At 34.2% G+C, this 26,808-nt stretch carries 25 protein-coding genes; 8 read left to right on the top strand and 17 right to left on the bottom strand.

What is annotated here, in order from left to right; all coding sequences use genetic code 11:
• Nucleotides 1–3: 3 nt before the first annotated feature.
• From AC5SR4_RS15035 to AC5SR4_RS14980, 12 genes are all read right to left on the bottom strand, one after another.
• On the bottom strand, nt 4–2,199 hold the full coding sequence (locus AC5SR4_RS15035; RefSeq protein WP_495359196.1) for a glycoside hydrolase family 43 protein: 2,196 nt from the start codon (nt 2,197–2,199) through the stop codon (nt 4–6).
• A gap of 380 nt (nt 2,200–2,579) precedes the next feature.
• Nucleotides 2,580–5,003, bottom strand: a complete 2,424-nt coding sequence (locus tag AC5SR4_RS15030) for a glycoside hydrolase family 2 TIM barrel-domain containing protein (RefSeq protein WP_495357097.1) — start codon at nt 5,001–5,003, stop codon at nt 2,580–2,582.
• A 68-nt stretch (nt 5,004–5,071) separates the two neighbouring features.
• Nucleotides 5,072–6,100: a family 43 glycosylhydrolase gene (locus AC5SR4_RS15025; protein ID WP_495357096.1), complete on the bottom strand. Its 1,029-nt coding sequence runs from the start codon at nt 6,098–6,100 to the stop codon at nt 5,072–5,074.
• Between the two features lie 30 nt (nt 6,101–6,130).
• The gene (gene lacZ, locus AC5SR4_RS15020; protein WP_495357095.1) at nt 6,131–9,250 is read right to left on the bottom strand and encodes a beta-galactosidase, LacZ type; all 3,120 of its coding nucleotides are present in this window, start codon (nt 9,248–9,250) and stop codon (nt 6,131–6,133) included.
• Nucleotides 9,251–10,094: 844 nt separating this feature from the next.
• Nucleotides 10,095–11,342: a serine hydrolase domain-containing protein gene (locus AC5SR4_RS15015; protein WP_495357094.1), complete on the bottom strand. Its 1,248-nt coding sequence runs from the start codon at nt 11,340–11,342 to the stop codon at nt 10,095–10,097.
• An 88-nt stretch (nt 11,343–11,430) separates the two neighbouring features.
• A complete protein-coding gene (locus tag AC5SR4_RS15010; protein ID WP_495357093.1) occupies nt 11,431–11,820 on the bottom strand; it encodes a RidA family protein in 390 nt (129 codons plus the stop codon).
• Between the two features lie 3 nt (nt 11,821–11,823).
• A complete protein-coding gene (locus tag AC5SR4_RS15005) occupies nt 11,824–12,507 on the bottom strand; it encodes a hypothetical protein (protein ID WP_495357092.1) in 684 nt (227 codons plus the stop codon).
• A gap of 46 nt (nt 12,508–12,553) precedes the next feature.
• Nucleotides 12,554–13,054 (bottom strand): MarR family winged helix-turn-helix transcriptional regulator, encoded by a 501-nt coding sequence (locus AC5SR4_RS15000; RefSeq protein WP_495357091.1) that lies wholly within the window; start codon nt 13,052–13,054, stop codon nt 12,554–12,556.
• 147 nt (nt 13,055–13,201) lie between these two features.
• On the bottom strand, nt 13,202–13,750 hold the full coding sequence (locus AC5SR4_RS14995) for a DUF4251 domain-containing protein (protein ID WP_495357090.1): 549 nt from the start codon (nt 13,748–13,750) through the stop codon (nt 13,202–13,204).
• Between the two features lie 101 nt (nt 13,751–13,851).
• Nucleotides 13,852–14,271 carry an OsmC family protein gene (locus tag AC5SR4_RS14990; RefSeq protein WP_495357089.1) on the bottom strand — a complete coding sequence of 140 codons (420 nt, stop codon included), beginning with the start codon at nt 14,269–14,271 and terminating at the stop codon, nt 13,852–13,854.
• 47 nt (nt 14,272–14,318) lie between these two features.
• Nucleotides 14,319–15,158 (bottom strand): dienelactone hydrolase family protein, encoded by an 840-nt coding sequence (locus AC5SR4_RS14985; RefSeq protein WP_495357088.1) that lies wholly within the window; start codon nt 15,156–15,158, stop codon nt 14,319–14,321.
• 110 nt (nt 15,159–15,268) lie between these two features.
• On the bottom strand, nt 15,269–16,324 hold the full coding sequence (locus AC5SR4_RS14980) for a glycosyltransferase family 9 protein (protein ID WP_495357087.1): 1,056 nt from the start codon (nt 16,322–16,324) through the stop codon (nt 15,269–15,271).
• Nucleotides 16,325–16,546: 222 nt separating this feature from the next.
• Here AC5SR4_RS14980 and AC5SR4_RS14975 point away from each other — a divergent pair, with 222 nt between their 5' ends.
• The 6 genes from AC5SR4_RS14975 to AC5SR4_RS14950 all read left to right on the top strand — a co-directional run bounded on the left by AC5SR4_RS14975 (nt 16,547) and on the right by AC5SR4_RS14950 (nt 20,376).
• The gene (locus AC5SR4_RS14975) at nt 16,547–17,095 is read left to right on the top strand and encodes an RNA polymerase sigma factor (protein WP_495357086.1); all 549 of its coding nucleotides are present in this window, start codon (nt 16,547–16,549) and stop codon (nt 17,093–17,095) included.
• Entirely contained in the window at nt 17,095–17,652 is a 558-nt protein-coding gene (locus AC5SR4_RS14970; RefSeq protein WP_495357085.1) for a hypothetical protein, read from the top strand. The genes AC5SR4_RS14975 and AC5SR4_RS14970 overlap by 1 nt, the downstream gene beginning before the upstream one ends.
• The gene (locus AC5SR4_RS14965) at nt 17,636–18,718 is read left to right on the top strand and encodes a hypothetical protein (RefSeq protein ID WP_495357084.1); all 1,083 of its coding nucleotides are present in this window, start codon (nt 17,636–17,638) and stop codon (nt 18,716–18,718) included. Before AC5SR4_RS14970 ends, AC5SR4_RS14965 begins: the two co-directional genes overlap by 17 nt.
• 114 nt (nt 18,719–18,832) lie before the next feature.
• Nucleotides 18,833–19,480: a hypothetical protein gene (locus AC5SR4_RS14960; RefSeq protein ID WP_495357083.1), complete on the top strand. Its 648-nt coding sequence runs from the start codon at nt 18,833–18,835 to the stop codon at nt 19,478–19,480.
• A gap of 1 nt (nt 19,481) precedes the next feature.
• Entirely contained in the window at nt 19,482–19,628 is a 147-nt protein-coding gene (locus AC5SR4_RS14955; RefSeq protein ID WP_495357082.1) for a hypothetical protein, read from the top strand.
• Between the two features lie 19 nt (nt 19,629–19,647).
• Entirely contained in the window at nt 19,648–20,376 is a 729-nt protein-coding gene (locus AC5SR4_RS14950; protein WP_495357081.1) for a head GIN domain-containing protein, read from the top strand.
• On the opposite strand, the gene AC5SR4_RS14945 is transcribed toward AC5SR4_RS14950, so the two are convergent.
• The 4 genes from AC5SR4_RS14945 to AC5SR4_RS14930 all read right to left on the bottom strand — a co-directional run bounded on the left by AC5SR4_RS14945 (nt 20,377) and on the right by AC5SR4_RS14930 (nt 24,358).
• A complete protein-coding gene (locus tag AC5SR4_RS14945; RefSeq protein WP_495357080.1) occupies nt 20,377–21,195 on the bottom strand; it encodes a DMT family transporter in 819 nt (272 codons plus the stop codon).
• Nucleotides 21,196–21,211: 16 nt separating this feature from the next.
• Entirely contained in the window at nt 21,212–22,126 is a 915-nt protein-coding gene (locus AC5SR4_RS14940; RefSeq protein WP_495357079.1) for an EamA family transporter, read from the bottom strand.
• Nucleotides 22,127–22,156: 30 nt separating this feature from the next.
• Nucleotides 22,157–22,609 carry a cold-shock protein gene (locus AC5SR4_RS14935; protein ID WP_495357078.1) on the bottom strand — a complete coding sequence of 151 codons (453 nt, stop codon included), beginning with the start codon at nt 22,607–22,609 and terminating at the stop codon, nt 22,157–22,159.
• 195 nt (nt 22,610–22,804) lie between these two features.
• Entirely contained in the window at nt 22,805–24,358 is a 1,554-nt protein-coding gene (locus tag AC5SR4_RS14930; RefSeq protein ID WP_495357077.1) for a DEAD/DEAH box helicase, read from the bottom strand.
• A gap of 147 nt (nt 24,359–24,505) precedes the next feature.
• Here AC5SR4_RS14930 and mgrA point away from each other — a divergent pair, with 147 nt between their 5' ends.
• Entirely contained in the window at nt 24,506–25,516 is a 1,011-nt protein-coding gene (gene mgrA, locus AC5SR4_RS14925) for an L-glyceraldehyde 3-phosphate reductase (RefSeq protein ID WP_495357076.1), read from the top strand.
• A 13-nt stretch (nt 25,517–25,529) separates the two neighbouring features.
• On the opposite strand, the gene AC5SR4_RS14920 is transcribed toward mgrA, so the two are convergent.
• Nucleotides 25,530–26,273: a hypothetical protein gene (locus AC5SR4_RS14920; protein WP_495357075.1), complete on the bottom strand. Its 744-nt coding sequence runs from the start codon at nt 26,271–26,273 to the stop codon at nt 25,530–25,532.
• 376 nt (nt 26,274–26,649) lie between these two features.
• Between AC5SR4_RS14920 and AC5SR4_RS14915 the strand changes: the two genes are divergently transcribed.
• On the top strand, nt 26,650–26,784 hold the full coding sequence (locus tag AC5SR4_RS14915) for a hypothetical protein (RefSeq protein WP_495357074.1): 135 nt from the start codon (nt 26,650–26,652) through the stop codon (nt 26,782–26,784).
• Nucleotides 26,785–26,808: the final 24 nt, after the last annotated feature.

Genomic DNA, 26,808 nt, shown 5'->3' with positions numbered 1-26,808 from the left:
AACTTATTCTATTGATTTTATTCCGGTCACCGTTGGTTTAACAGGCTTGATACTTCCATCGGCATTAAATTCCAATTTATCTATACAGACTTCCCTGTTAAACCCTGCCGCTCTTCCCATTGTAATGCCGTTAGGTCTGTTAAAACGATGATAAACAATATGCCATGTGTCGGTATCTGGCGTTTGTATCACACTATTGTGCCCAGTACCGTAAATACCATCTTCTGGTCTTTTTTCTATCACAATGTTGTTTTCCGGAATATTTAATGGCCCTGTTGGTGAATCTGAAGTGGCATACCTTACTCTATAGTTTGGACTTCTTGTATCGTCTTCAGACCACATAAAGTAATATTTTCCGTTTCTATAAAACACCTCGGTACCTTCCCTAAAAGTGTTACCTGGATTTAAAAGTTTTATGGTGTTTGGCTTTATAGAGACCATATTGTCATTTAACTCAACGCACGCCATATGGCCATTGCCCCAATACAAATAATTTTTACCCGATACTGGATCAGTAAAAATATCTGGATCTATTTCTTGACCGCCTTTAGCACCTTCTGGTCTTTCTGAAATCAATGGTTCTCCAGAATCTACAAAAGGTCCTGTTGGGTTGTCTGATACTGCTACCCCTATTTTTTGTGCTGCCGTGAAATAATAAAAGTATTTATAGTCGCCATTAATTTTCTTTTCAATAGCACAAGGCGCCCAGGCATTTCTGTCTGCCCAACTTACATCTTTTTTTAAGTCAAGAATAACACCTTCATCTGTCCAATTAATTAAATCCGGTGATGAGAATGTTTTAAAATACGTACCGGACCATCCTGTAAAACCATCACTTGTTGGATAGATATAATATTTGTTGTTTTTATGGGAATAAATAATTTCCGGATCGGCATAAAACCCGTTTAAAACGGGATTGTTATCTTCATGAACCGAAACCTTATATATTTTTGATTTTACTGCTGATTCAACAACATAATCTACAGTACCTTTAGAGAAATCCTGTGCACCTGTAGTTTTTAAATTAACCCACGGCACCGTTTGAATGTTTAGGTCTAAATTTGTTATGTCAGTTCCTAATTTTACAGGAATGTAGATCGTACTTGTTTCGTCATTTATATCAATATTATGCTTTTTAACGGCATCGGAATCAAAATTCACAAAAGCACTTTTCTCTAACAGACCCCATTTTTTAATTAAAGCTTGCGTTTCTGCCTCGGTAATTCTAATAACTGTACCATGTCTTGGATGGAAATTCATAGAAATCTCGTCATCTATAATAGTAAAGTTTTGCAAATCTTTTGTTTTAGTAAACTGATATGTTCCTGATGTATACATATCGTACATTAAAATATATTCATCTGAATCAATCAATTTAAAAATTCCAGAGCCTTCTACTGCAGCATCTGTTTGATCGAAAAAGCCATCTAACTGAACATAACCTTCATTTATTTTATCAGACACGGCCTGCCTAATACCTCCTCCAGCACTTTCGTTCTTAAAAAACAGGTGATACTTCCCATCATTATAAATAATATCTCCATCTATACAAGCACTGTTTGATGGGCTATAAAACAATTGTTTTGGGGTTGTTGCTAATCCTGTAAAATCTTTATTTGCGTAGGCATAGTAAATAATATCCGGTCCTTCGTTGCCTAACATAGACCAGTATATCATATACTGATTTGTCTTTTCGTCATAAATGGTTTGTGGTGCCCAAACACGCTTAATGTCACCATATTCCTGTGGATATGTTTCAGGAATGTTTATAATGCTTGACGACCAATTAATCAAATCAGTTGATTTCATTAAAATCATGGCATAATTATTCCAACCTTGTTCTGTTACATACAAATCTGTAACCACCATATAAAACGTTTTTCCATCTGCACCACGTAAAATATGAGGGTCTCGAACGCCGCCCGATGAGCTAATTGCCTTAGAATCTATAATAGGTTGATTGTTATTTAATGCGTAAAAATTATACCCATCACTACTTAAAGCGTAATGAATGGATTCTTCTCCTGGTCCATTTCCTGTGAAATAGGTAAATAGATAATTAGTGTATTTACCTTCTTTTTTACAAGAAAACAAAATTGCCACTGTAAAGCATATCAAAATAAGCCTATATCCTGACTTTATTAGTTTCATTTTTAAATGTTTATAGTTATTATTGTTTGGTTTTTTGGTATGGTGAATTACTACTTGTTTTAATATTTATTGTAAAAAATGAAAAAACCATTTTATAAGCGTATAAATAACACTTATCAAATATAAAGATTATTATAGATACTATTTTACATTAATTCTATTTTTTTTGATGTATGGCTTCTTTTTAGGCTCTTATATTGAACTCGTTTATTTATTGTTTTTTAATATCCACATGAAACACCTTAGATAATCAATGCGCTCCTGTATGTTATAAATATTCTTAGCATGAATGGTTCATCTTAACTTGTAGTAACTATTTACTTTTTTAGTACATGACTAAAATTCAAATATATTTTTATTTGAAGATAAAAGCGCAGTTTCCAAAAGGCTCAATGTGACACGCTTTTATTTTTGTCATGTACTAAAATTTATTTTACTTCCAACACAACACTGACTGGTTTTAACCAAGGACTGGTAAACTCAACATTTATATGGCCTGTTTTTCCAACAGCTTGAATATAGGCTGCTATTTTTCCATGAAAAACCCGTTGCTTATTATCTGTGTAATCGGTCATATCACTATTATTACCTGCTTCCAATCCTAATAATTTACCTGGACCACTTATGCTACATTTAATTTCATCATCGGAGCGCATAACAGGTACGCCATTTTCATCTACAACCTCCACCATTAATTGAACAACTCCTTTATCTTTACTTATAATATTCTTTTCAACCTTAGCGGTTAGAGCATATGGTCTTTTTGATGAGTTCATTACATAGCGACTCACTTCTTTACCATCATCATTAATACCTATTGCTTCCAATTTTCCTGATTGATATGGAATATCCCATGAAATAATTCCCGTTTCCGGATTGTAGTTTTTTTCCTCTCCAACAATTTCACCATTTAATTCCAGACGTGCTTTAGATGCATTGGTATAACAAACCACTTTTATTATTTGACCTTCTTGATAATTCCATGATGGCCACGCATCCATAGATAGTCTTCCATTTAAAATATAGGTTCCTATATATATCATTGGTTTTTTAGACCAAAGTGATTGTCTAAAATATCCTCTTGGTTTTATGCTTCCTGAAAAATCCAATAATCCTGAATAAAATCCTCTAGAAGGCCACCTACCAGATTCTCCAAGATAATCGATACCTGTCCATAAAAATTGCCCAAAAATATGCTCGTTGTTTTTTACGGCTAACCACGCTTCGATATCGTGTCTATTTTCACTACCATAAATGATACGGTTAGGGTATTTCTCGTGATCTGATTGATATTTGCTTTCTGTATAATTATACCCTGTAATGTCTAAAGTTTCTGGGTATTCCGTTTCGTTGGACATAGCTACCCCTGCTAAACCAGCAGTAGTAGGACGTGAGCTGTCATATTTTTTCACTGCTGCAACCAAACGTTTTGCAATGGCACCAAGACGCATAGCATCTGGAGCATCTTTTTTATAACCGCCATATATCGCTTGTGAAAATCCTGTACCACCGCCTCCATCTAAAACAGGATGTGAATATGGGTCGTTAGGATAATCAACCTCATTACCGATACTCCATGCAAAAACAGACAGGTGATTCCTATCTCGGCGCACCATGTCTTCTAGATCTTTTTCAGCCCAATCAGCAAAAATATCATAACTGCCTTCGTACCCTGGTGTCCCTTGGTTCCAGCCTTCCAACCATTTACGTTTAGGAAATTCCCACTCATCGTAAGCTTCATTTAAAACCAATAAGCCTAATTCGTCGCAAAGTTCATAAAAATCTGGTGCTTGTGGATTATGGCTCGTTCTTATGGCATTTACACCTATGTCCTTCAAGGTTTGCAATCTGGTTTCCCAAACTTCCCGTGGTACTGCCGAACCTAAAACACCTGCATCATGATGAAGACATACGCCTTTTATTTTCATCCAAGTGTCGTTAAGTGCAAAGCCTTTATTGGTATCAAAAGTAAATTTACGAAACCCTGTTTGTGTAATAGATTGGTCTATTACCTTACCATCTTTAAAGACCATTGTTTTAAGTTGGTATAAATTTGGCGCATCTATACTCCATAATTTAGGATTGTTAACTTTTAATTTAGTTGAAATCTTCGCTAATTCGTTAGAAGCTATTCTAATTTTGTTTGAGCTTTTAGCTACTGTTATTCCTGAATTTGTAATTAACTCATTAACTACTACTAAGCTTGCTTTATTATCCGAATCATTTGCTACTTCAACTTCAATGTTTAGTGTTCCTGAATGTTTTTCAACTTCAGGATATGCATATACGCCCCACTGTGCTATATGCACAGGATTTGAATATACTAACCAAACATTACGGTAAATACCCGATCCAGTGTACCAACGCGAATCGGCACTTTGACTATGGTCAACACGTACAGCAATTGCATTAGCTTCACCATACTTAATATAGGGTGTAGCATCGTATGCAAAAGAAATGTATCCATTAGGACGTTTTCCTAAAGATTTGCCATTAATAAATACCTCACTTCTATTATAAACACCTTCAAAATATAAGTACACTTTTTGTCCATCCTTCTCTAATGGAACATGTATAGTTTTTCTGTACCAAGCAATACCTCCTGGCAGATAGCCTGTTGCGCTTGCCAAAGTAGGACTTAACTGTTGTTTTATACTCCAATCATGTGGTATATTAACTGTTTCCCACGCATCAGTATTATATTTAGGTTGCTTAAATTCTTCATTTTCTTGAAGAATGAACTTCCAATCTTCATTTATCTTTATTGAGTTGCCAAATGAGATCTGACTAAAAACCGACGAATAGCATTGAATAAAAACTATTAAAAAAACTCTTTTTAAATTTAAACCCATCTTAATAACATTAATTTCTAATTACTTGTAATCCATCTGTTTTCATTCCTTGTATAATTAAGGCGTGCTTACTTATTTATAAAACTTATTATCCCTCCTTTTGGCTCCACTTTTAACATATTTCCTTCTGAATCAAAGTTCAAACTATCCACGGCTATTTCTCTTAAAAGTGTATCATTGTTATCTTTAATCCTATGGTATAAAATATAATCTTGATTATTTTCTTTAAACATGGCATGGTGTCCAGGGCCTAAGGTGGTAGAATCTTTTGATGTAGTTAAAACAGGACTATTTACGCCTTCTTTCCATGGACCAAAAGGTGTTTCACCCACCGAATAACATACCTTATATGTACTGTCGATACATTTTCCTTCAGAATACATTAAATAATATTTATTGTTTCGCTTTATCATGAATGGTGCTTCAAAATAATGTGGAGGCGTAATATCTTTAATAGCATTCGCATCATAAGAAATCATGTCTCCATTTAACTGAACCGCGAAACAATGTCCGTTTTTCCATTTTAAGCCAGATCCCCAATATAAATAAGATTTACCATCGTCATCTACAAAAACTTCAGCATCAATCATATGATATTCAGGGAACATATCGCCTTTAACGAATGGGCTTCCATCAGGTTTTGCATTTTTCCAAGGTCCTAATGGTTTATCACTTACACCAACCCAAACTTCACTTCCTATAGATACATACATATAAAACTTCTTGTTAGGCGCTTGAATAACGCAAGGTGCCCAAACCATGCTTCCATTTGAAGTTGAACTCGTACATGCTTCTTTTGTTGGCCAATTGATATGTTTACGTTCCCAATTTTTAAAATCTGATGATTCAAATACAGCTAACTCATCGCCTCCCCAAGGATCTATCGTAGCATACATATAGTATTTACCCTCATATTTTACTAAGGTTGGATCTGCAAAATAACCATCAACTATAGGGTTGGCTATTTTTACTAATGCAGGCTTTTCTTCTTTTTTAGATTCCGTTTTTTGTTTACAACTGCATGCTACTAAAAACAAGATACATATATAAGAAACAGTCTGAAGTCTTTTTGATTGCTGAATAAATTTAATCATCATTTACTTTTTATTGAATTATTATTTGCTTGATTAAAACTTTGGATTTATAGAGAACGAATATTCATAAACTTTATCAGCATAATAAATATATGGCGCATGTGGTTTGGATCCCCAACTAGTATCGCCACCAACACCCATCATTTTATGATCTATATGGACTTCTACAAAATCTCTGTCCTTTACATCAGCAGGTGTTCTCAACAGTTTTTTCTTTCCAGGATCTAAATCATTGGTGCTATGGTTCAACGCATTAAACTCTATGGTTTCGCCAATTGCCTCAATTTCGAAGCCTAAACCTATTTGATTTTTCAAAGTAAACCATCTAACATCTGTTTTATGTCCATTCTCTTGTGGTCTCCCATAGGCAACATATTGATCTGCTACTTTCGAGCTATAGTGTCCCACAAATGCAGATGTATTTCTATCTATATAATTTTCCCAAGGACCACGACCAAAGTATTCAAGATTACTAAATTCTTTAGGCATTTTGAAAACCATACCAATACGTGGGATTTCAGACAAATCGGTTTTAGAAGTTTCAAATTTATAATTAACATCTATTTTGCCATTACCATAAATAGTATACTCCATCGCAATCTCACCTTCTACAGTTGGTAGTTTTAGCTTTGAATTAATTACTAATTCGGATGGTGATACTTTTTTGGAACTTATACTTTCTAACACTGCATTGTTCATTGCTTCCTTCCAAACTTCAGCGCGCTCAGGTAGTTTATTACCAAAATCATTATCTGTTGGAGCCCTCCAAAACGTTGGTGCCAAAGGATTATTCATTAACTCATAACTATTCAATTTGTAAGATGTAATGGCTCCTGTTTTTTTAGATATTTGAATAGTGAAGTCCTCGCCAGTAACGGCTATGGCTTCAGGCATTTCTTTAATCTCAATTTGGCTTGAAGTTACTGGTTTAACAGCTGTTTTCTCAAAAGATGATAATGCAAACTGTTGCGAAGCGACAGGATGACCAAAAGGAATCAATTCGGTTTCTTTGCCCTGCAAAGCATACATATTTAAAAAATATTCATTCCCCTTGTTTTGATTAAAATCTTTTAAGTCTAACTTGAATGCTTTGTCTGTTTGTGGCAAAACACCTGTTGGGTTGAAAACACCTTTTTGTTTTACGGTGCCATTCTCCATTAATTCCCAACGAATGATATAATTTTCTAAATCAGAAAAAAAGTTTTCATTTCCTATGGTAATACTTCCTTCTGAAATTTTTAAATCTTTAAAATGAATATTTTGATATTCTTTTTTAACTTCATACAAACCGGGGTGTGGTGTCATGTCTGGATCGACCAATCCATTGAAACAAAAGTTCCCATCATGGTGCACACCTTTTGGTTCAAAATGTCCTCCATAAGCCCAAAATTTAACACCTTCATCGTTATATTTTGTTAAACCTTGATCCATCCAATCCCAAATAAAACCGCCTTGAAGTTGCTTATTACTTCTTACTAAGTCCCAATATTCTTTAAAATTACCGGTACTATTTCCCATAGCATGGGCATATTCACACCAAATAAATGGTCTTTTAGCATCGGACCCTAACCATTGTTGAACACCTTCTATAGATTGATACATGTTACCTATAATATCTGTATGCTGTTCTTTAATATCCGATAATCTCTCAGCACGTTCGTAATGTATTGGTCTGTTTTTGTCCAATTCTAAAATGGCTTTATAGCCAGCTAAAAAATTAGGTCCATCACCTGCTTCATTGCCCATGCTCCAAACGATTATTGATGGATGGTTTTTATCTCGCTTTACCATGTTTGTAATACGCTCTACATGCGCCGCTTTCCAAGCTGGATTGTTTGCTAATGTACTCTCAGGTTTGTAACCCATACCATGGGATTCAATATTAGCTTCATCATACAAATATAAACCATATTGATCACACAATTTATACCATAAAGGCATATCTGGATAATGACAGGTACGAACCGCATTAATATTATTCTGCTTCATCATTTTGATATCTGCTAACATATCTTCCTTATTAACTACATGCCCATAATCTTGATTGTGCTCATGTCTATTAACACCTTTTAAAAGAATGGGTTTCCCATTTACCAACAATTGTCCGTCTTTAATTTCAGTGGTTCTAAATCCAATTTTCACTGAAGTAGCTTCAATCGTTTTCCCTTCATTATCCAATAGATTGATTAATAAGGTATATAAATATGGGTTTTCGGCAGACCACTTATTGACATTGGGAATGTTGCCAGTAAAATTTAATGTATTTGTCCTAGAACCTTTAGAATAAAAAGTCGATGTATTAGATAATATTTCCTTTCCATGAGTATCTAGAATTTGATATTGTAATTTTAAACCAGATGCTCTTTTATTGGACGTGTTTTTAATTTCTGTTTCTAAACTAAATACACCGTCTTTATAACTGGCGTCTAATAATGCTTTAGCATAAAAATCTCTTATTTGAACTTTTGGTCTAGCAAAAAGATAGACATCGCGCTGGATTCCAGATAACCTCCAAAAATCTTGATCTTCTAAATAACTACCATCTGTGAACTTTAATACTTTAACTGCTAACTTATTGATTCCTTCTTTTAAATAAGATGTAATATTAAACTCTGCAGGCAATTTAGAATCTTGGTTGTAGCCCACTTTTTTGCCATTTATCCATAAATAATAACCAGATTTAACAGACCCTAATTGGATATAAACCTCTCGATCTGACCAATTCTTATCTACAGTAAAATATGTTATATAAGACCCTACGGCATTTTGAGATGCTTTTATAAACGGTGGATTTTTATCAAATGGATAATCCATATTGGTATAATTAGGGTAGCCATACCCGTATAATTCCCAATTCCCAGGTACCGGAATTTCATCCCATGTACTATCATCAAAATTTACATTCTGAAAATCTGCGACACCTTGATCTGAATGATCTGTAAAATTGAATTTCCATTTACCGTTCAAACACTTGATGTATGCTTCATTTTCCGGTTTATCAAGTTTGGCTTTATTTAATGTTGCATATGTAAAAAAGGAAGCTCTTGCTTTTTCTCTGTTCTGTTGGAACATGCCAGGATTTTCCCAATCGTTTTGACTATACATATATTGGCTAACGATTATTACCAATAGATAAAAAATGATTTTTTTCATGTTATTATTATTTTACTTTGAAATGGATTTTCTCTTATAAAACAGATTGTATAATCGAGTTGTTAATAAAAATTGGTGTCATTACTCTCATAAACAAATTCAAATTATTTGAAAAGGGGAAGATGAAAAATATCTCCCCTAATGATCCAACTAAACGAAAGTTTCAAAATTATAAATCAATAGAAATAGTAAAATTATAGATAACACCTAGTGCTGGTATAGATATATTATCCAAATGCATGGACATATTATGATTTATAAAATTGAATAGAATGGGCAAAGGCTAAAGCAGATTGGCTTGATCAAATGACATCAAAAGAGGATGATATTTTAGGTGATTATTACGATTATAAACGACAATTTAATTATCTCGTTTTAAATAATTGATGCATGTAATGTAAATATATTTTAAACAATAAATATTTCGATATAGGTTAATTTATTTCCATTCCATACACATTCCCACTTCACTCCTATCGTCACTTCGGGCAAAGCGTATTCCATTACATTTTTTAAAGAAATTCTTAGAAAGAAAAGAACAAAGAAAAAGTGTATTAAACAACCAAAGCTCAAGCCATTATAGCTCAAACGAAACATTCCACAAATAGCTACATTTCAATACTTGCTATAATTTAGACTAAAAACTATTAATCTTTTTTATTTCTCTTTTTTCTCCATAAAATATACAGTATGATAAAGAGTATTGGTAGAATAACAAATACAATCACTTCAAAGGGATCCGAAAAATCCAGAGGCTTATTGTCATCAGGATTTTGCGTACCTATGGGTAATTGTATAAATATTAATTTATAAATAATAGTAAGCATAATTTTGGTTAATAAAGTTAAGAAATCTTAAATACCTCTTTTACAATCTTGTACAAGTCAGGAATCACTGTTTTTGCAAGTCGGGAATTATTGTTCATCAACACACAAATCCCTAAATCATCTTCAGAAAAGATTGCGATTTCATTTCGATAATTGTTCACACTGCCTCCATGATGCACCATAGTTCTTTTTTTACCGTGGTCATTGAATTTATGAATTCTCCATCCAAAGCCATAGTAGGAACTCTCATGTCCTGGCCAGCGTTGATAATATTTGCTACGGCCTTTAATTTCTATAAAAGGGTTAAACGCCTCCTGTAAAGCATTTTTATCCATGATTTCTGGATGATGACCCAACAAAAACTGCATCCATTTTGCCATATCACTAGAACTGGCATTGATACCTCCTGCAGCAACGGCATTGTAATAATGATCATTGAGTTTTTGAGGAGACCACCCATAACGTATTTTGGTATGTGGCATGGCTACATTGTCCTCTTGCGCTAACGTTTTATAATCCATTGATGTGTGATCCATATGCAAAGGCTTAAAAAATTTGGTACTTAATAAGGTTTTAAAATCTTGACCTGTTGCTTTATGCATTATCTCACTAGAAAGTGCAAACATGGCATTTTGATAACTGTATATTGAACCTGGTTTGCTTATGGGTTGTATCGATTTAAAACGCGTGGCAATTTCTGTTAATGGTAATCCGGCCTCGACCAAGTTGGTAAAGCTATGGTAAGGAGCCCCAGATGTTTGCGATAAAATAGTAGATAATGTAATGTGCTCTGTATTATTGCAATCTCCCAACTGAAAATTGGGAATATAATCACGTACCTTGTCTGTCCAATCCAATTTCCCACCACACTTTAAATTGGCGGCCAAAACACCTGTAAATCCTTTTGATAACGATCCTAACCTAAATACGGTCTCCCCGTTTACAGCATCGTTAAATTTAATATTCCGCTTTCCAAAACCGTCGGAGATCATTATAGAATCTCCCTTTACAATACTAACACCTACTCCCACAATATCCCCTGAAGCAATGGCTTTTTTAAAATATGCAGAAATGGCATCTCTCAATGTTTGTTTATGCAATTCATACAATTTAATTGCTTCCTGGTCTATTAAAGCTTTTTCAGTATCATGGACCGGGACGGTTTCCCCTACCACAGGGCTGGAAGTAGATAGCATACTTGATGAAAGTACAAAAATCGTAAAAATCACAAGTATTGGTATTCCCAATAGTTTCAATCGCTGCATTAGTTAAAAATGGTTTATTTAGGATGTAAGGTCACGAATATACGATGAAATACTAAAAAAAGCAATTCGTGTGTATAGTAGTTGAATTTTATGTGGTTATAATAGCATCCACTTCAATTTCAATCAGCCAATTCGGATCAATAAAACTAGAAATCTGCATAATGGTATCTACAGGCTTGATGGTTTTAAAATAAGAAGCCCTTACTTCAGCAGCAATTTTCCAATCATCTATGTTTGTTAAAAACATTCGGGTTCTAACAACATCATCCAAACTAGAACTTGCCTTTTCCAATGCCATTTTAATAGTTTCCAAGCATTGTTTGGTTTGTATGGAAATATCTCCAACTCCAACAGTATTTCCGTTTTTGTCTATTGGCGCTGTACCTCCCACTGTAATATATGGTCCAACCCGAACAGCACGGCTAAAACCTATAATGTTTTCATAAGGACTTCCACTGGATATTAATTGACGCTTCATAAACTAATCGGTTTTCATTCTACGCATTTGTTCGTTTGCTTTTTTGAAAATATCACGGATTACAGCTCCATTTGAAGGTTCTTCTTCAAGGGTTTCTGGATCCCATTGGCTACGTTCTGTTGCAAAGAAATCACCGCCATAAATATGAAGTCCTCCAGTAAATCTTTGTAATGGATTAGTCACTGAATGAATGGCATTATTATTTAGGGTTGCAACATCTCCTGCAAATAAGCATCTTACATTATTGGCCTCCAATCCATCCTTATCCCTTTCCCAAAGGATATTGTCTTCCCGTCCTGTATATATGCCAATATTTGCCCACATGAGGTGGTTATGGGGCATGAGATTCATTTGTGGTGTCCATGATGCGGCAAAAATTGTTAATTCTTTTGAGCGAAGAAAAACCTTTAAACCAGCTTCGGTTGGTTCACCAATGGCCTTTAACATTGCTGAAGGATTAGAAACACCTCTTGCTAAAACGTCTTTAACGGCCTCTTGTGGATTAGACTCTTTGTTAGCAGCAATACAATCTTCAATAAATTTTTGCATTTCAATGAGTTCGTTTTCCTTTACAGGAATAATGCGTTCTCCATGCTCTAATGCATCTATTGAGACTTCTGTCATTGAAGACATTGCAAAGGAAGGAAGTGCTGTAAGGCTTAATCCTAATCCCAATGTTTTGATCATTCCCCTACGCGATATTTCTGAATCATTTCTTGAGTTTAACATAATACTATGTGTTTTTGATTGTTTGTTTTACATATTCGTTATAAAAGCGTTCATTAAGAGGAACGGTTTTTAATGCTATTTCTATTTCATCAAGATACTTAATTATAGAAAGGTCTTTATTTAGCGTTTTGTAAATGGCATACTCGCAACTGTTCCATATAGTTTCTAATTTGGGGATAAGATCTAAAGATTTTTGAGTTAGTTTTATGTTTTGTTTTCTTTTGTCAATAGGGTCTTTTTCAGATACTATATACCCCTTAGCAGTCATTTTTTTTAGCATAACAACCATGGAAGGATGTGTATAACCTAATTGTTCTGCAATTTCAACCATAGTAAGCATGTCATGCTCTTTTAATAATTTAAACACTAAATGCCAGCTAGGTTCCACATCTATATCGATTTGCTTAAAGAATTTTCTAGTGTCATGAGTCATTCTATCACTTATGCGTTTTAAACGATTGTCTAATGCCTTATAACCAAGCTCTTTAATAAAATCTTTTTCCATTTTTGATTACTTTTATTGTAAAGATAAAAAATAGTTAGTTAACTACATAGTTAGTTAAGTATATTTTTATATGAACATCATTATGTATGCTCTATAAAAGTATGGGCATGTGCTATTGCATGGCTTTTAAGAATATAAAAAGAGGGACTATTCCATATCATTCCGTTTTACAGTACCAGAATACCGTATAGGAAATCGTGACGCACTATTAAGTGTCATATCACTTTTTAGTGTAGGCCATAGTTTAATGTAAACAGTAAAGTTTTCAGATTTGCTTTTGGCTTCAAATGTAATGGTGTAACTGTTGTCTTTGTTTTTTTCGGCCTTATAATCTTGTACAAGACCTTTAAATTGTATGGCGGTATCTGTACTGCCATACTCCACTTGCATTTGACGTTCTCCAAAATATGGCAGATAGGAAGCTATACTATCTCCCGAAATACTTAAAAAATTAGTATTACCCACCAAGCTAATACTCCCAGAACTGCTACCCGGTTGTAATAAGCCAGAGTTTAAAACTTGTTGCAAAGCGGCCGTAGTTTGTGGATAGGCCCAATCGGATTCAATTCGGAATTGTTTCTTGTTAACTAAAGTATCCAGAACTTCTATTTGTTCAGCGGAAATGGTTTTGGATGTTCCACAGGATAGCACTATAAACGCTATAATACAACCCAAGACGTATTTTAAATTTTTCATTTTTATTTCTAAAATACGAAAAATATAGAACTCTTCATAAAACAAAACCAGTATGCTTTGCGCATACTGGTTTAAACTAAAAGATATTGTTGTTTACTATTTTAAGCAAGTGTTGCTTTTAGTTCTATATTTGCGTTCAATAATTTTGATATGGGACAAGAGGCTTTGGCATTATTTGCAATGTCCTGAAATTGCGCAGCTTCTATATTGGGTACATCTCCAACAAGGTCTAAAAGTATATTTGTAACACTGCCGTCTTCAAATGTAACGGTGGCATCTACATCTAAACTAGTTGCTGTAAATCCAGCTTCATTTAGTAAAAAACTGAGTTTCATAGCAAAGCAGCCAGAATGTGCTGCACCAACCAACTCTTCTGGGTTTGTACCCTTTTCACCATCTTCAAAACGTGTATGGAACGAATATGGGGTGTTATTTAATACGCCACTGGCAGAGGTTAATGTTCCTTTGCCTTCTTTTCCTGTTCCTTTCCATTGGGCTTTGGCTTTTCTTGTAAATTTCATATTTAAGTTTTAAAGTTATTAAAAGTTTTTTTACTATTTCGTTATAATCAAAATGTTTCATTTAACAAATGCTGTAAGGCTTCCCATGATTTTGCATCGGCTTCAGCATTGTATTCTAATGGTAAATTGAATTTTTCTCCTAAAGCGGTAGCTCCTTCGCTTGTGTAGGCATGTTTGGCCCCTGTATATGCAATATATTCATAATCGGCATGAATACTGTCCATCGCTTTTTTAAAGGTTTCAACGGACTCTGGTGCTACAAACGGATCTTCAGCACCATTGGCTACCAATACTTTGGCTTTTAATCTGTCGTTAGGCATAATGGGCAATTGTACACCACTGTGGAAAGCGGCCACAGCATCTAGGTCTTTACCTGCATTTGCCATGGTTAAAACCACACTACCACCAAAACAATAGCCTATGGCTGCTATATCTTCACTGTTAACTGATGGATGATTTTTCAACACCTCTAAAGCAGCATCAAAGCGGGCTTGGGCCTCATCCATGTTTTGCATAACCATCCCCGAAAATTTCCCGGCATCTTGTGGGTGTGCAGCTTGTTTTCCATCCCCATACATATCAATGGCAATGGCCGTATAACCCAATTCGGCCAACATATCGGCACGCTGGCGGGTGTAATCGTTATGGCCCCACCATTCGTGTACTACAATAATGCCCGGACGTTTTCCTTCCTTATTTTTATCATATACAATGTACCCCTTCATTTGAGTACTATCGGTACTATAGGTAACTTCTTTTCCCTCTATGGCCACAGCCACAGGTTGGTCTTTTTCTATGGTATCTTGATTTTTTGTTTTGTTTTTGCATGAACTTATTACCAAACTAAATATGGCAGCAAAGGCAAGTATGTGATAACGTGTTTTCATAATATAATTATAATTTTATCCATTAGTATTTAGTTGATACAATGTACAAATATGTTGTTGAAATTCAAATTATAATCAACATTGTATTTTTTAAGGTGCTTACCCCCTATTTAGGCTTTGTCTTGTAGTATATCGTGTATGGCTGCCATCCAATCTTCCATAGTTGTATGGTTGGTGTTTAAAGCCACACTACCATTGCCGTAAGGTGCGTAAACATTTGGATTAGTCACTGAAAAGAATCCTACAGTAGGTGTTAATGCCGCACTGGCCAAATGCATAACACCATTGTCTGCAGCAATAAAAATAGCTGTGTTTTTAATAATGGCTCCCATTTCACGAATGTCTTTACTATAAAAATTGGGGGCCTTAAAGTTTATTTTCGAAATGTTTTCAATGGGCAGCATTTCAATGATATTATAATTGGGGTACGCTTTTAATAAACGTTCATAAAAAGCATTCCACCAAGCTTCGGAGTAGCATTTATCTCCTGTGGCATTGGTATAAATGCAAATAGTTTTTTTATCATTTTTAATGATACCGTCTAAAATCGCTTTGCCTTTAGCAAGTTCTTCTGCATTTAGTTTAATATCCAATAGTGGTAAAGGGGTTTCATTCTTTGGAAAACCAAGCTTTGTTAAATAGTCTCTTAAATTGTAAATGGGGTATTTTGAAATATGTTCATAATCGGGATATGTCTGCTGGATAGCTTCATTAACATCCCCAAATACTTTAACAGTGGCTCTAGAAAGTTGCGTTAATAACCGCCCTGAAGATGAATTCTTGTCACCATTAATCACCAAATCGTATTTTTTATTTTTAATGGAAATCCAGCTCTTGATATATTTAAACAGATTATTGAACGGTTTTCGGGGTAATTGAATGATTTTGTTAACCGCTTTGTAGTTTTCAAACACCGGATGGGCCACACCACCTTTTACAAAAAGGTCGATTTCACAGTTTGGAAAGGTGTTTATAACTTCTTGAACAATAGGTGTTAGTAATAATTGATTACCTAACCTGTGGTTGGGCCTAATAATCAATACCCTCTTAATGTCGGTTGGCTTGATAGATCCCACTTTAGGCTCAGCATAAGAACTGCCCACATGCTTGGTGATGCTGTGCATGAAACGCCTTCTTATTTTATTGATGGATGTTTTAAAAGACATGCTGTGTTATAAATCAATGTAAAGCGAGCAAAAATACAAACAAGGATTACATTGAACAAATAATATTAACGACTTAAGCAAATACCCTTTCATTATAATTTATTATAAATAATTAATTTTTTCTTAATATCCATGCAACTAATTAGTTTTGCCGTTGTCTATACAATAGTAGCACAACATATTTAAGTGCTTTTTGCGTGAAATATGCCTAACAAAATTTAATTGAAAAACAGTATTTTATATACTCATAAAGATCTTGTTGAAGAATGCAAGCTCGGAAATAGAATGGCACAGCATAAGTTGTATATGTTATACGTAGATGCTATGTATAATGTAAGTATGCGTATGGTTAAGGTTAAAGAGGACGCAGAAGATATTTTACAGGATAGTTTTGTTGAGGCGTTTAAAAATATCTCATCATTTAGGTATGAGAGTACGTTTGGCTCTTGGTTAAAAAAAATTGTTGTTAACAAAAGCATCAATCACTTAAAAAAGAAAAGAATACCCATAATTCCTATTGAAACCGAAATGAATAGAATTAAGTATGAAGATGAAAATGAAGAAGTATGCGATACTAAAATGGACGTAAAAAAGATTATTAGAGGTATTGGGTTGTTACCCATTGGCTACCAGCAAATCACTAATCTTTATTTAATAGAAGGTTATGACCATGCAGAAATTAGCGAGATTTTAGGGATAACAGACTCGACATCAAAGTCACAATACCACAGGGCTAAGAAAAAATTAATTGAAATTCTAAATAGATTATAATGGACGATTTCGAAAAGCATATAAAAGAAAACAAAGCCCTTTTTGACTGTCATGAAGTGGATAAAAATAGGTTATGGATAAGTATTGAAACTGCATTAGACAAGCAAGAAGAACCTAAACCTAAGGTAATTAAGCTATGGCAGTCAACCATATTTAAAGTCGCGGCTGTACTTGTTATTGGTCTTGGTCTGTTTACAATTATAAAAACCACAATCATTAAGTCCTCTACTCCATCAGAGCATAACCAAATGGCTAAAGAATTAATTGATATAGATATGTATTACAAAGGGTTACTAGCTTTTCAAGTAAAACGCTTAGATGAAAATCCAGCGTTGTCAAATGAAGAGAAAAAAGAGTTTTTATCATTTATGGACGAACTCGATGTTGAATATGATGCACTAAAACTAGAATTGCAAAACAGTTTAGATACCGAGCTTGTACTAGAAGCCATTGTGACAAACTATAAGAAACGAATTGAATTGATCGAAAATTTATTAAAACAAATTAATGGTTCTAAAAAACAACAAAAACATAATGAAGATGCATACATACTTTAAAAAAAGCATACTGCTTCTGTTATTGATGGTTTGCTTTTCCATGTTTTCGCAAGAAGTTTTCACAAAAAAAGTAGAGAAAACATTTAAAATGACAAATATTGGCGAATTGTACTTAGAAAATAAGTATGGTAATATAACTATTAATGGATGGGGTGAAAATAAAATAGTCATCACAATGGATATTCTTGTTAGCGATGACAAAAAAGAAAAGGCCAAAGAACTATTTGATCGTATAGGAGCAAATATTAGAGAGTCAGGTAATTATATAAGTGTTGTTTCGGAAATATCGGATAAAAATGTTGGGTTTTTTGCAAAGCACTTTAATAAAGTAAATCCTTTTACTCTTGATAAAAGCAATGTTGAAATAAATTACACGATTTATTTACCAACAAATGCTGAAATTAATGTAAAAAACACCTTTGGTGATGTAATAATAGATAATTGGACAGGAAAGCTTAAAGCTGAGTTACAACATGGTGATTTATGGATTAATAAGAACCTAACCAATGCCAACATAGATATGAAGTTTGGCAAACTTAGAGCAAAATCTATTTCTTATGGATCTATAACTTTAAAAAATGGAAGCATTGATATTGAAGATTCAAAAAATATGATGCTAAGAACAAGCGGAAGCTATATTAATGCCCAAAACATCTTAGATCTTGATATAATATCCAGTAAGGATGAAATTTACATTAACCATATTGATAATTTTTTAGGCGATTTAAAATTTACAAATATGGAAGTGAAAAGTATTGAAAAACAAATTAATCTTCAACTAAAAGTAGTCGAACTAAGAATTTTTAAAATTAATGAACCCGCTACTTATGTTACTATTAATCAAGAATCTTCAGATATTGGCATAACTATCGATGGGTTAGATTTCAAATTCAATGCTACTTTAGAAGAAGGTTTGTTAAGACTTCCAAAAACATTTACAAATGTTAAAAGTAATGTTATAGACAAAAGCAATAGAATAAGAAAAATAACAGCTAATTATGGAAATCCTACCTCTGGTATTATTACTATAACTGGTAAAAAAGGAATTATTACCTTAAAAGACTAGATCACTACCGCTCAATACAGATTAAATTATAAATTTTTTAAAAATTAATTGGAAATATATGCAACTTCTTTGCTGCTAGGTTGTCTATACCAATAACAATTAAAATTAAAAACAATGAAACACATTCTTACTTACCTTTTTTTAACATTTTTCTGTTGTATTTATACAACCAATGCCCAACAATCTGATGATTATATTGAATTTAATGACAGAAAAAATACGGTTCATGGAGTGTATTTAGGATTAGGGATGCTATATGGGCAAATAAATCATGCCGATACTTATTTAGCGAGCTTTCAAGTTGCTTATGTAGCAAATCAGCAATTTGAAGTTGGTTTTGTGGGGGTTGGCTTTTATTCAGATTTGAATAAGCAAGGGTTAGATTTTAATGATAGAGATTTGGTTGGATTTTATGGAGGATTGCATTTAGAGCCTATACTATTTAGTAAATCTAAGCTAAACCTGTCATTTCCTATACTTATAGGAGGAGGTGCTGTTGGTTTGCTTGATGATGCTATTGATTATACTATTGAAGATGATGATTGGCAACCTGTTTTTGTTTTTGAGCCAGGGATAAGCATCTTATACAATATTTCAAGATATATACAGCTTGAGGTTGGTATAAAGCAGCGTTTAACGAGTAATGTTGACTTTAAGCCAGAATATTCTATTTCTAATATTAATGGATTTTCTACAGGTATTGGTATTAAGATAGGTGTTTTTAACATGGGTAGAAATCGGTACAAACAAAAAGATAATTAAAATGGAAAATAAAAAACGTACAAACGCTATAAATGCACGTCATGTATTTTCAGAAAACAATATAGTGTCAATTAAATTAGATAATGACGCCAACATATGGCACCCGGTAAATTTTCAATGGGTTGCCACCTCCAAATTAAATAAATGAATAAATAAAATCAATCAAAATGAAAACGAACAGACTTTATATAAAACTCATCATTTTAGCTTTTACATTATCTTCATGTAGCATAGATGTTATAGATGTTAGGCATAGCGATTTGGTTACCACACGTAGTATAAATTATAAGGATTTTACTGCTGTAGAGGTTTCGGGAGGGTTTAATGCCTATATAAATTTTTCTGAAAATCAAGAATCCGTTGAAATAGAGGCCAATGATAATTTGCATGATCTTATCGTGGTAACAGTTCATGATAACAAGTTAAAAATAAAACTAAGAAACAATATAAATATAAAAGGACATCCAACATTAAATGTCTATATAACTACTAAATCACTTACAGACTTTAGTGCCATTGCCAATACAAATATGTATTTAGAAAATACACTTATTACCAATATTGCAAAAATAAATGTAACTGCTGATAGTGCTTTTGAAGGAGAAGTCATTACCAATTATTTAGAGCTTAATGCCTCTGCTGATGCTATAGCCAATCTATTTGGAACCATTGATGTATTAAATGCTCAGCTACGAGCAGATGCGAAACTTTATTCTTATGGTTTAAAAGTTGAAAATTTAAAAATAGATATGGTAGCAGATTGTGATGCTTATATAACAATTCTCAACACCATCGACATTAATGCAACGGCAGATTGCTTGTTAAGATATAAAGGAGATGCAACCATTATTCACGAATATCTTACCGCAGACTCTAAAATTGAGAGAATAGATTGATCAAGTTTTAAAACGCGATTTATACCAAACATTCAATACCATACCCCCTATTATTAAGGCTATGCCCAGCAAACTCCAAAATGTATAAATTTCACCAAAAAGCATAACCCCAATAGATGCTGTAAAGACGACTTCAATATATTTTAAAGGGGCCACTAGATTGGTTGACGCTGTTTGGAAGGCTTTGGTCATAAATATTTGTCCAAAATACCCAAATACACCCAGTGAAAATAATAAAACCCACTCTATACCCTTTGGGGTTACCCAATGGTTTATAGAAAGCACACCCCCCATAATAGTTGCAAATACCATAAAGTAGTTAACAATAACCACGGGATGTTCACTATTGCCTATTTTATTGATTAAGATATACACCAAACCACTTAGTACCGCAGCCATTAAAACAAGCGAAAGCCCTGTACTGTTTAATTGGGTGTCTAAGCCTTTTAAAACCAGCACACCAAAAAATGATATTACAAAAAATACCCACTGCAGGGGCTTTATTTTTTCCTTTAAAAAAACAATAGCAAAAATAGCCGCAAATATGGGGGCTATGTAGCGCAATGAAACAGCTGTACCAACCGACAGGTATTTAACCGACATAAAAAACAGCATCATAGAGGTGGCACCAACTATAGCCCTTAAAAAAAGAAGCTTATTCTTTTTCCCTATAATGGGGATTTTGTTTTTCAATAAAAACCCAAAAGTAAAAAACAAAGAACTAAAGGATCTAAAAAACACAATTTGGTAGGTGTTGATATCTTTTAAGTACTTTACAGTTGCATTCATACATGCAAAGGCTACGGCACTTATAATCATATATTTTATAGCATTTTTAACGCCCAATACTTCTAGGTTTTATAACGCGTTTAGAATTGATAAAATAAACGCCCGTTAACAGTATAACTGCTGCTATTATGGATTGTGTGGTAATTTGTTCGTCTAGTATCCACCACCCCAAAATTAAGGCTATAATAGGATTTACATAGGTAGATGTGGCTACTTTTTCTGGAGAAACTTCTTTTAAAAGATAGTTAAATGCCGTAAAGGCAATAATACTACCAAATATAATGAGCGCAAGCATAGATAGCTGTGCGTTTACACTCCAGGTTGTGGGTGCAGACCAAGTTTCGCCAAAGCAAAGGCTTGCTATGGCCAGCATAATGCCCCCTGCAAGCATTTGATAGCCTGTGTTAACAAAAAAGTTTGAGGGTAAATTAGCGTTTCCAACAAATAAGCTGGCATAGGCCCAACTAAGCATACAAGCAAAAATCATGATCATGCCCATTATTTGCCCTTCTTGACTCACCAATTGTTTTTGGCTCACTAAAAGATAAATACCAATAATGCCCAATACAACACCTATGTAGGACATGCTGGATATTTTTTTTCCTTGCAAAATGCGCATTAAAATCAGTACAACCAATGGCTGTGCCGAAATTTCCAGAGCGGTAAAGCCACTGTCTACATATTTAAGCGCCCAAACAACAACGCCGTTGCCAAAGGTTAAGAATAAAAAACCCGCTATAATAGTGTTTTTAAGTTGGCCTTTGGTAATGGAAATGTTAACCCTTAGTATTTTACAGATAATAAAAATAAGGACCCCTGCTGTAAAAAAACGTATGGAGGCTAATTTAAAAGGAGGCAATTCCTGAACAACAATTTTGTTTAAAAGGTAAGTAGAACCCCAAATGACATAAATGGCAAAAAATGCTAATATGATAAGAATGGTTTTACGAGAAACATTCATATATTTTAAAACTATAACAAACTGAAAAGACTATATTTTTTTTACTTGAACAGCATTCATGCCTTTTAAACCCCGCTCTAACTCATAAGTCACCTTGTCATTTTCAGCAATCGGTTCAAGCAACCCACTTACATGCACAAAATATTTTTCTTGATTTATGCTATCTATAATAAACCCAAACCCTTTTTTGGTATCAAAAAACGATACTTTACCTTCTTTTGCAGCAGGCACTTCTTCGTCTCTATCTTCTTTCTTTGGAATACCAATTTCAATGTTTTCCGCTTCAACCTTTACTTTCATGGATGGGTCGGGAGGTGTATCGGTTAAATTTCCGTTGTAATCTACGTATGCAAATTGAATACCCTGTGGGTTTTCTTTAGCTTCTGCCTTACGAGCTTCTTTCTTTTTTTGTTTTTCTTCTCGTTTTTTTAAGCGCTTTTTTTCTTTTTCAATTTTGTTAAATGTGACTTGCGATTTTGCCATAAAAAATAAATCGGTTTTTTTAAATGATTACTGTTGCTAATACCATGAGGTAATTTTTATGTAAAATCTTGAACAAGAAATACTTTAAGTGTTGAGAAGTTTATATAAAAATTGCTTAGCATGCTAATTTACCGTAAAGGTACACTTATTTTTTAAGCACATTAAAATTATATAATGTAAATTTAGTGCCTTGTGCTAATCTTCTGGAGGATACCCAAAAATGTCCTCAAATACTGTATCAAAATTAACCCTTAAATACGAATTCAATTTTTTCTTGTAATCGTCTTTTAACCACTCAACAAAATTGTAGGTACTCTTACTTATGCACTTGGTGTACCGCTGTACTCTAAAATCAACATCATCTCCCAGTTTTTTAGCCAGTGCCAAAGCATCGTAAACGTCTTCACTGTTTTCTATACAAATTCTGGCGTGTTGCGCAATAGATCGTTCTAAAACCACTTTGGATGATTCGCCATTTCTAATGGAATCTACATATGTTTTCTGGATATCAAAATACACTTCTTTTGAGTTTGAGAACTCTGCACGTAGGTCTTCCGGCATTTCATACCTAAAATTGCTCTCCAGTTCGTCATCACTTAAAATGGAATCTAAATAATAATTGGGCGACCTAAAAATGCGTTGCCAATCTAAATTATCGCCCCAAGGCCCAAAACGGTAAAAATTATTTCCTAAATCTACCACGGTAAAGGTCTTCTTATCTTTATAAATACGCGACCCACGACCAATCATTTGGTAATATAGGGTTAAGGATTTTGTTGCTCGATTTAAAATAATGCTTTCCACCGATGGTTCATCAAACCCCGTAGTTAATATACTTACCGATGTTAAAATGGCATCGGGTGTTTTTTTAAACCACTTTAAAATTAAGGCGCGTTCTTTTTTGGTATTGGTATTGTCTAAATGCGCAACGGGGTATCCAGCCCTTCTAAAGGTATCGTAAACATGCAACGATGTATTAATACCGTTATTAAAAATCAAAGTCTTTTTTCCTTTAGAACGCTCTTCATAAGCTTGTAATAGTTTACTAAGCATATCGGTATCGGTATACAGGTCTTCCGAAGATTTTACCGTATAGTCCCCATTGGCTCCAACCACCAATGATGTTAAGCCAACATTGTACGTATACATGTCGGCACGGGCCAAAAAGCCATTTTCTATAAGCGATTCAATACTTTCACCAACAATCAATTCATCATAATTATCGGTCATGGGCAATTCAATGTTCGAACTTAATGGGGTTGCGGTGACTCCAAGAATAAAAGATTGACTAAAAAACTTGAACAGTTTGGTAAAGGAGTTGTAATGTGCTTCATCTATAATCACCAAACCTATATCAGAAATATCCAGTTTGTCGTCATTCAATCGGTTGTTCAGGGTTTCTACCATGGCCACAAAGCAACTGTAGTTGGCTTGGTCGCTTAAATCGGCTTTACTATCAATAACCTTGTTTACAACAGCAAACTCGGTAAGCATGTTAGATGTTTGTTTGCACAATTCAATACGGTGTGTCATGACCAACACCTTTTTTTTGTGGTGCTTTAAATACTGCCTTACTATTTCAGAAAAAATAACAGTTTTACCACCCCCTGTTGGTAACTGGTAAAGTAAGTGGTAATCATCAGGTGACTCTTCAAAGCTTTTAAAAATTTTATCGATGGCCCCTTTTTGATAACTGTAGAGATCTTTGCCGGTTTTTCTTTCTTCTAGTTCTGTTTTTGATATGGACATGTATCTAGCTTTATAGCGTGCAAAAATAACACCTTAAAGCGTTTATACCGAATGATTGCCATGAAAATTTTTGAAGAATGTTATTTTGCACAAAACTTCCTGGCACTTATAAAGTAATTTATATATTTACTCTTATATTTATAAAGCATGCAGATTAACGATAAAAGTGGAAGAAAAACATACTTAGCGGCCCCACAACGCTATGAAACTATGGTTTATAACAGAACCGGTAATAGTGGTGTGCTTTTGCCAGCCATATCCCTAGGGCTGTGGCATAATTTTGGGTTTGTTGATAGCCTTCAAAACGGCAGGGATATTTTAAGAACAGCCTTTGATTTGGGCATAACCCATTTTGATCTTGCCAATAATTATGGCCCGCCCTACGGCTCGGCCGAATCGAATTTTGGAACCATTTTTAAGAACGATTTTAAAGCATATCGGGATGAACTGTTTATAGCCTCAAAAGCTGGGTATGATATGTGGCCCGGTCCTTACGGTAACTGGGGATCTAGAAAATATCTTATAGCCAGCTTAGACCAAAGCTTAAAACGTATGGGCTTAGACTATGTAGATGTGTTTTATCACCACAGGCCAGACCCTAATACGCCTTTAGAGGAAACTATGGGTGCTTTGGCTGATATTGTGCGGCAGGGCAAAGCATTGTATGTTGGAATTTCAAATTATCAACCTGCTGAAACCCAAGAAGCAGCTACACTTTTAAAAGCGCTTAAGGTGCCTTTTATATTACACCAAGCACGCTATTCGATATTTGACCGATGGGTTGAAGCGGGCCTTTTAAACACTTTAGAAAACACGGGTGTTGGCTGTATAGCCTTTTCTCCCCTGGCCCAAGGCCTACTTACCGATAAGTATTTGAAAGGGATTCCAAAAGATTCGCGAGCTGTTAAAAACTATACGTATTTAAATGAAGAAACAGTTTCTGATAAAATTGACAAAATCCAGCAACTATCTAAAATAGCCAATGCACGCGGGCAAAAACTATCCCAAATGGCGATTGCATGGATCTTAAGACAGCCACAAGTGGCCTCTGTATTGGTTGGTGCTAGTTCGCCCAATCAATTAAAGGAAAATGTAAAGGCTTTGGATTGTTTGGATTTTAGTGATGAGGAACTGACTTTAATTGATGCCATTCGGTAATAATAAAGCCATTTTATTCTTTAACAATAATAACGGTGGCTTTAACGCCCGTAGCCAGGTTCCAGCGGTTACTGGAAACTAAATTGCCGGCATCGTCTACTACTTGAAATTCGGCTGTGTTAGGTCCCGATTCCCCTTGGTTGAGTGCCAAGAAATCAATTTTGTTAAACCCTTTTTGCAAATTGAGTTTAAAGCCCCTAAATCCACCAGATAAAAATACGCGGGCCTGTACAACATCATCGTTAACCAAAACCTGAATTAAATCGCCATCCACATAACCGTGGTCGCGATAAACCACATTTACAAATGCCGCATTACTTCTAAAATCACCAAAATATTGGTCTGTTGTACTGCCATTTAATTGTTCAACCTCTTTAGGGCTTAGCTTCGTGTCGGCAATACTTTTGTTAATCTGTTTTATATAATGTTCCCCTGGATTTCCAAATGCTTCACCAAATAACGAAAACTGCTTTTTAGGAGTATTGATATCTGTAGTAAGGTCTGGAACATTTAAACTTCCAAAGTTTGGGTTATTATTAGGAGTTTCAGGAGCTATTATAGGTAAATCGGTAGAATCTTTTTCACTCTCAATAGCAGGAATGGAAACGGAATTATTTCTATTGTCAATCTGTGCATGTACCGATATTGTCATGCTAAAAATAATAAGGCAAACAAAAAGTAATCTCATAGCGTCAATAAAGTTTTGGGTCTCTCCTATTACTTTACTACCTGTGGTAAGTAACTTAATTGCTATCATCAAAGATATTGTTTTATATTAAAATGGCTTACTGTACAGGTATATTTTAGAAGGATTTAACAAAAACCGTTCCTAAATTATCGCTTTTCTAGTTTTTATTATATACAACCTAAACCCTTTAGCCTACCAACTCCCCTACCCATTAATCATAAAATTATGTTAATTATTACTTTGTTATGCATAGTACTGTAACGTTTTTTAAACTTAATCGTCTTTCAAGTATAAATCAATTAAAAAACAACAATTATGAGAACTTTAAACACCAATCAAGTATCAGATACTCCTAAGAACACTAAGAGTTATTTGTGGAACAGTAAAAGACGTTACAGATAAGTAACGTCTTTTTAAATTACCATCAACATCAATCAAAAAAAACATGCGAACAGTAATAGACATATCAAAACGGTTAAAACGCATAGACCGTACTACCTTTTTAGAAAACAAAACGACTCTAAGCTTAAGTAATACTTACGAAGCGGTATGGAAAGGCGCCATGCGGTATGCGCATTAAAATATTGATTATCTAATACTTATG

This window comes from Aestuariibaculum scopimerae, from assembly GCF_059428085.1.
Note: the sequence above shows the minus strand (reverse complement) of the source record. Positions and strands in the feature narration are given on the sequence as shown.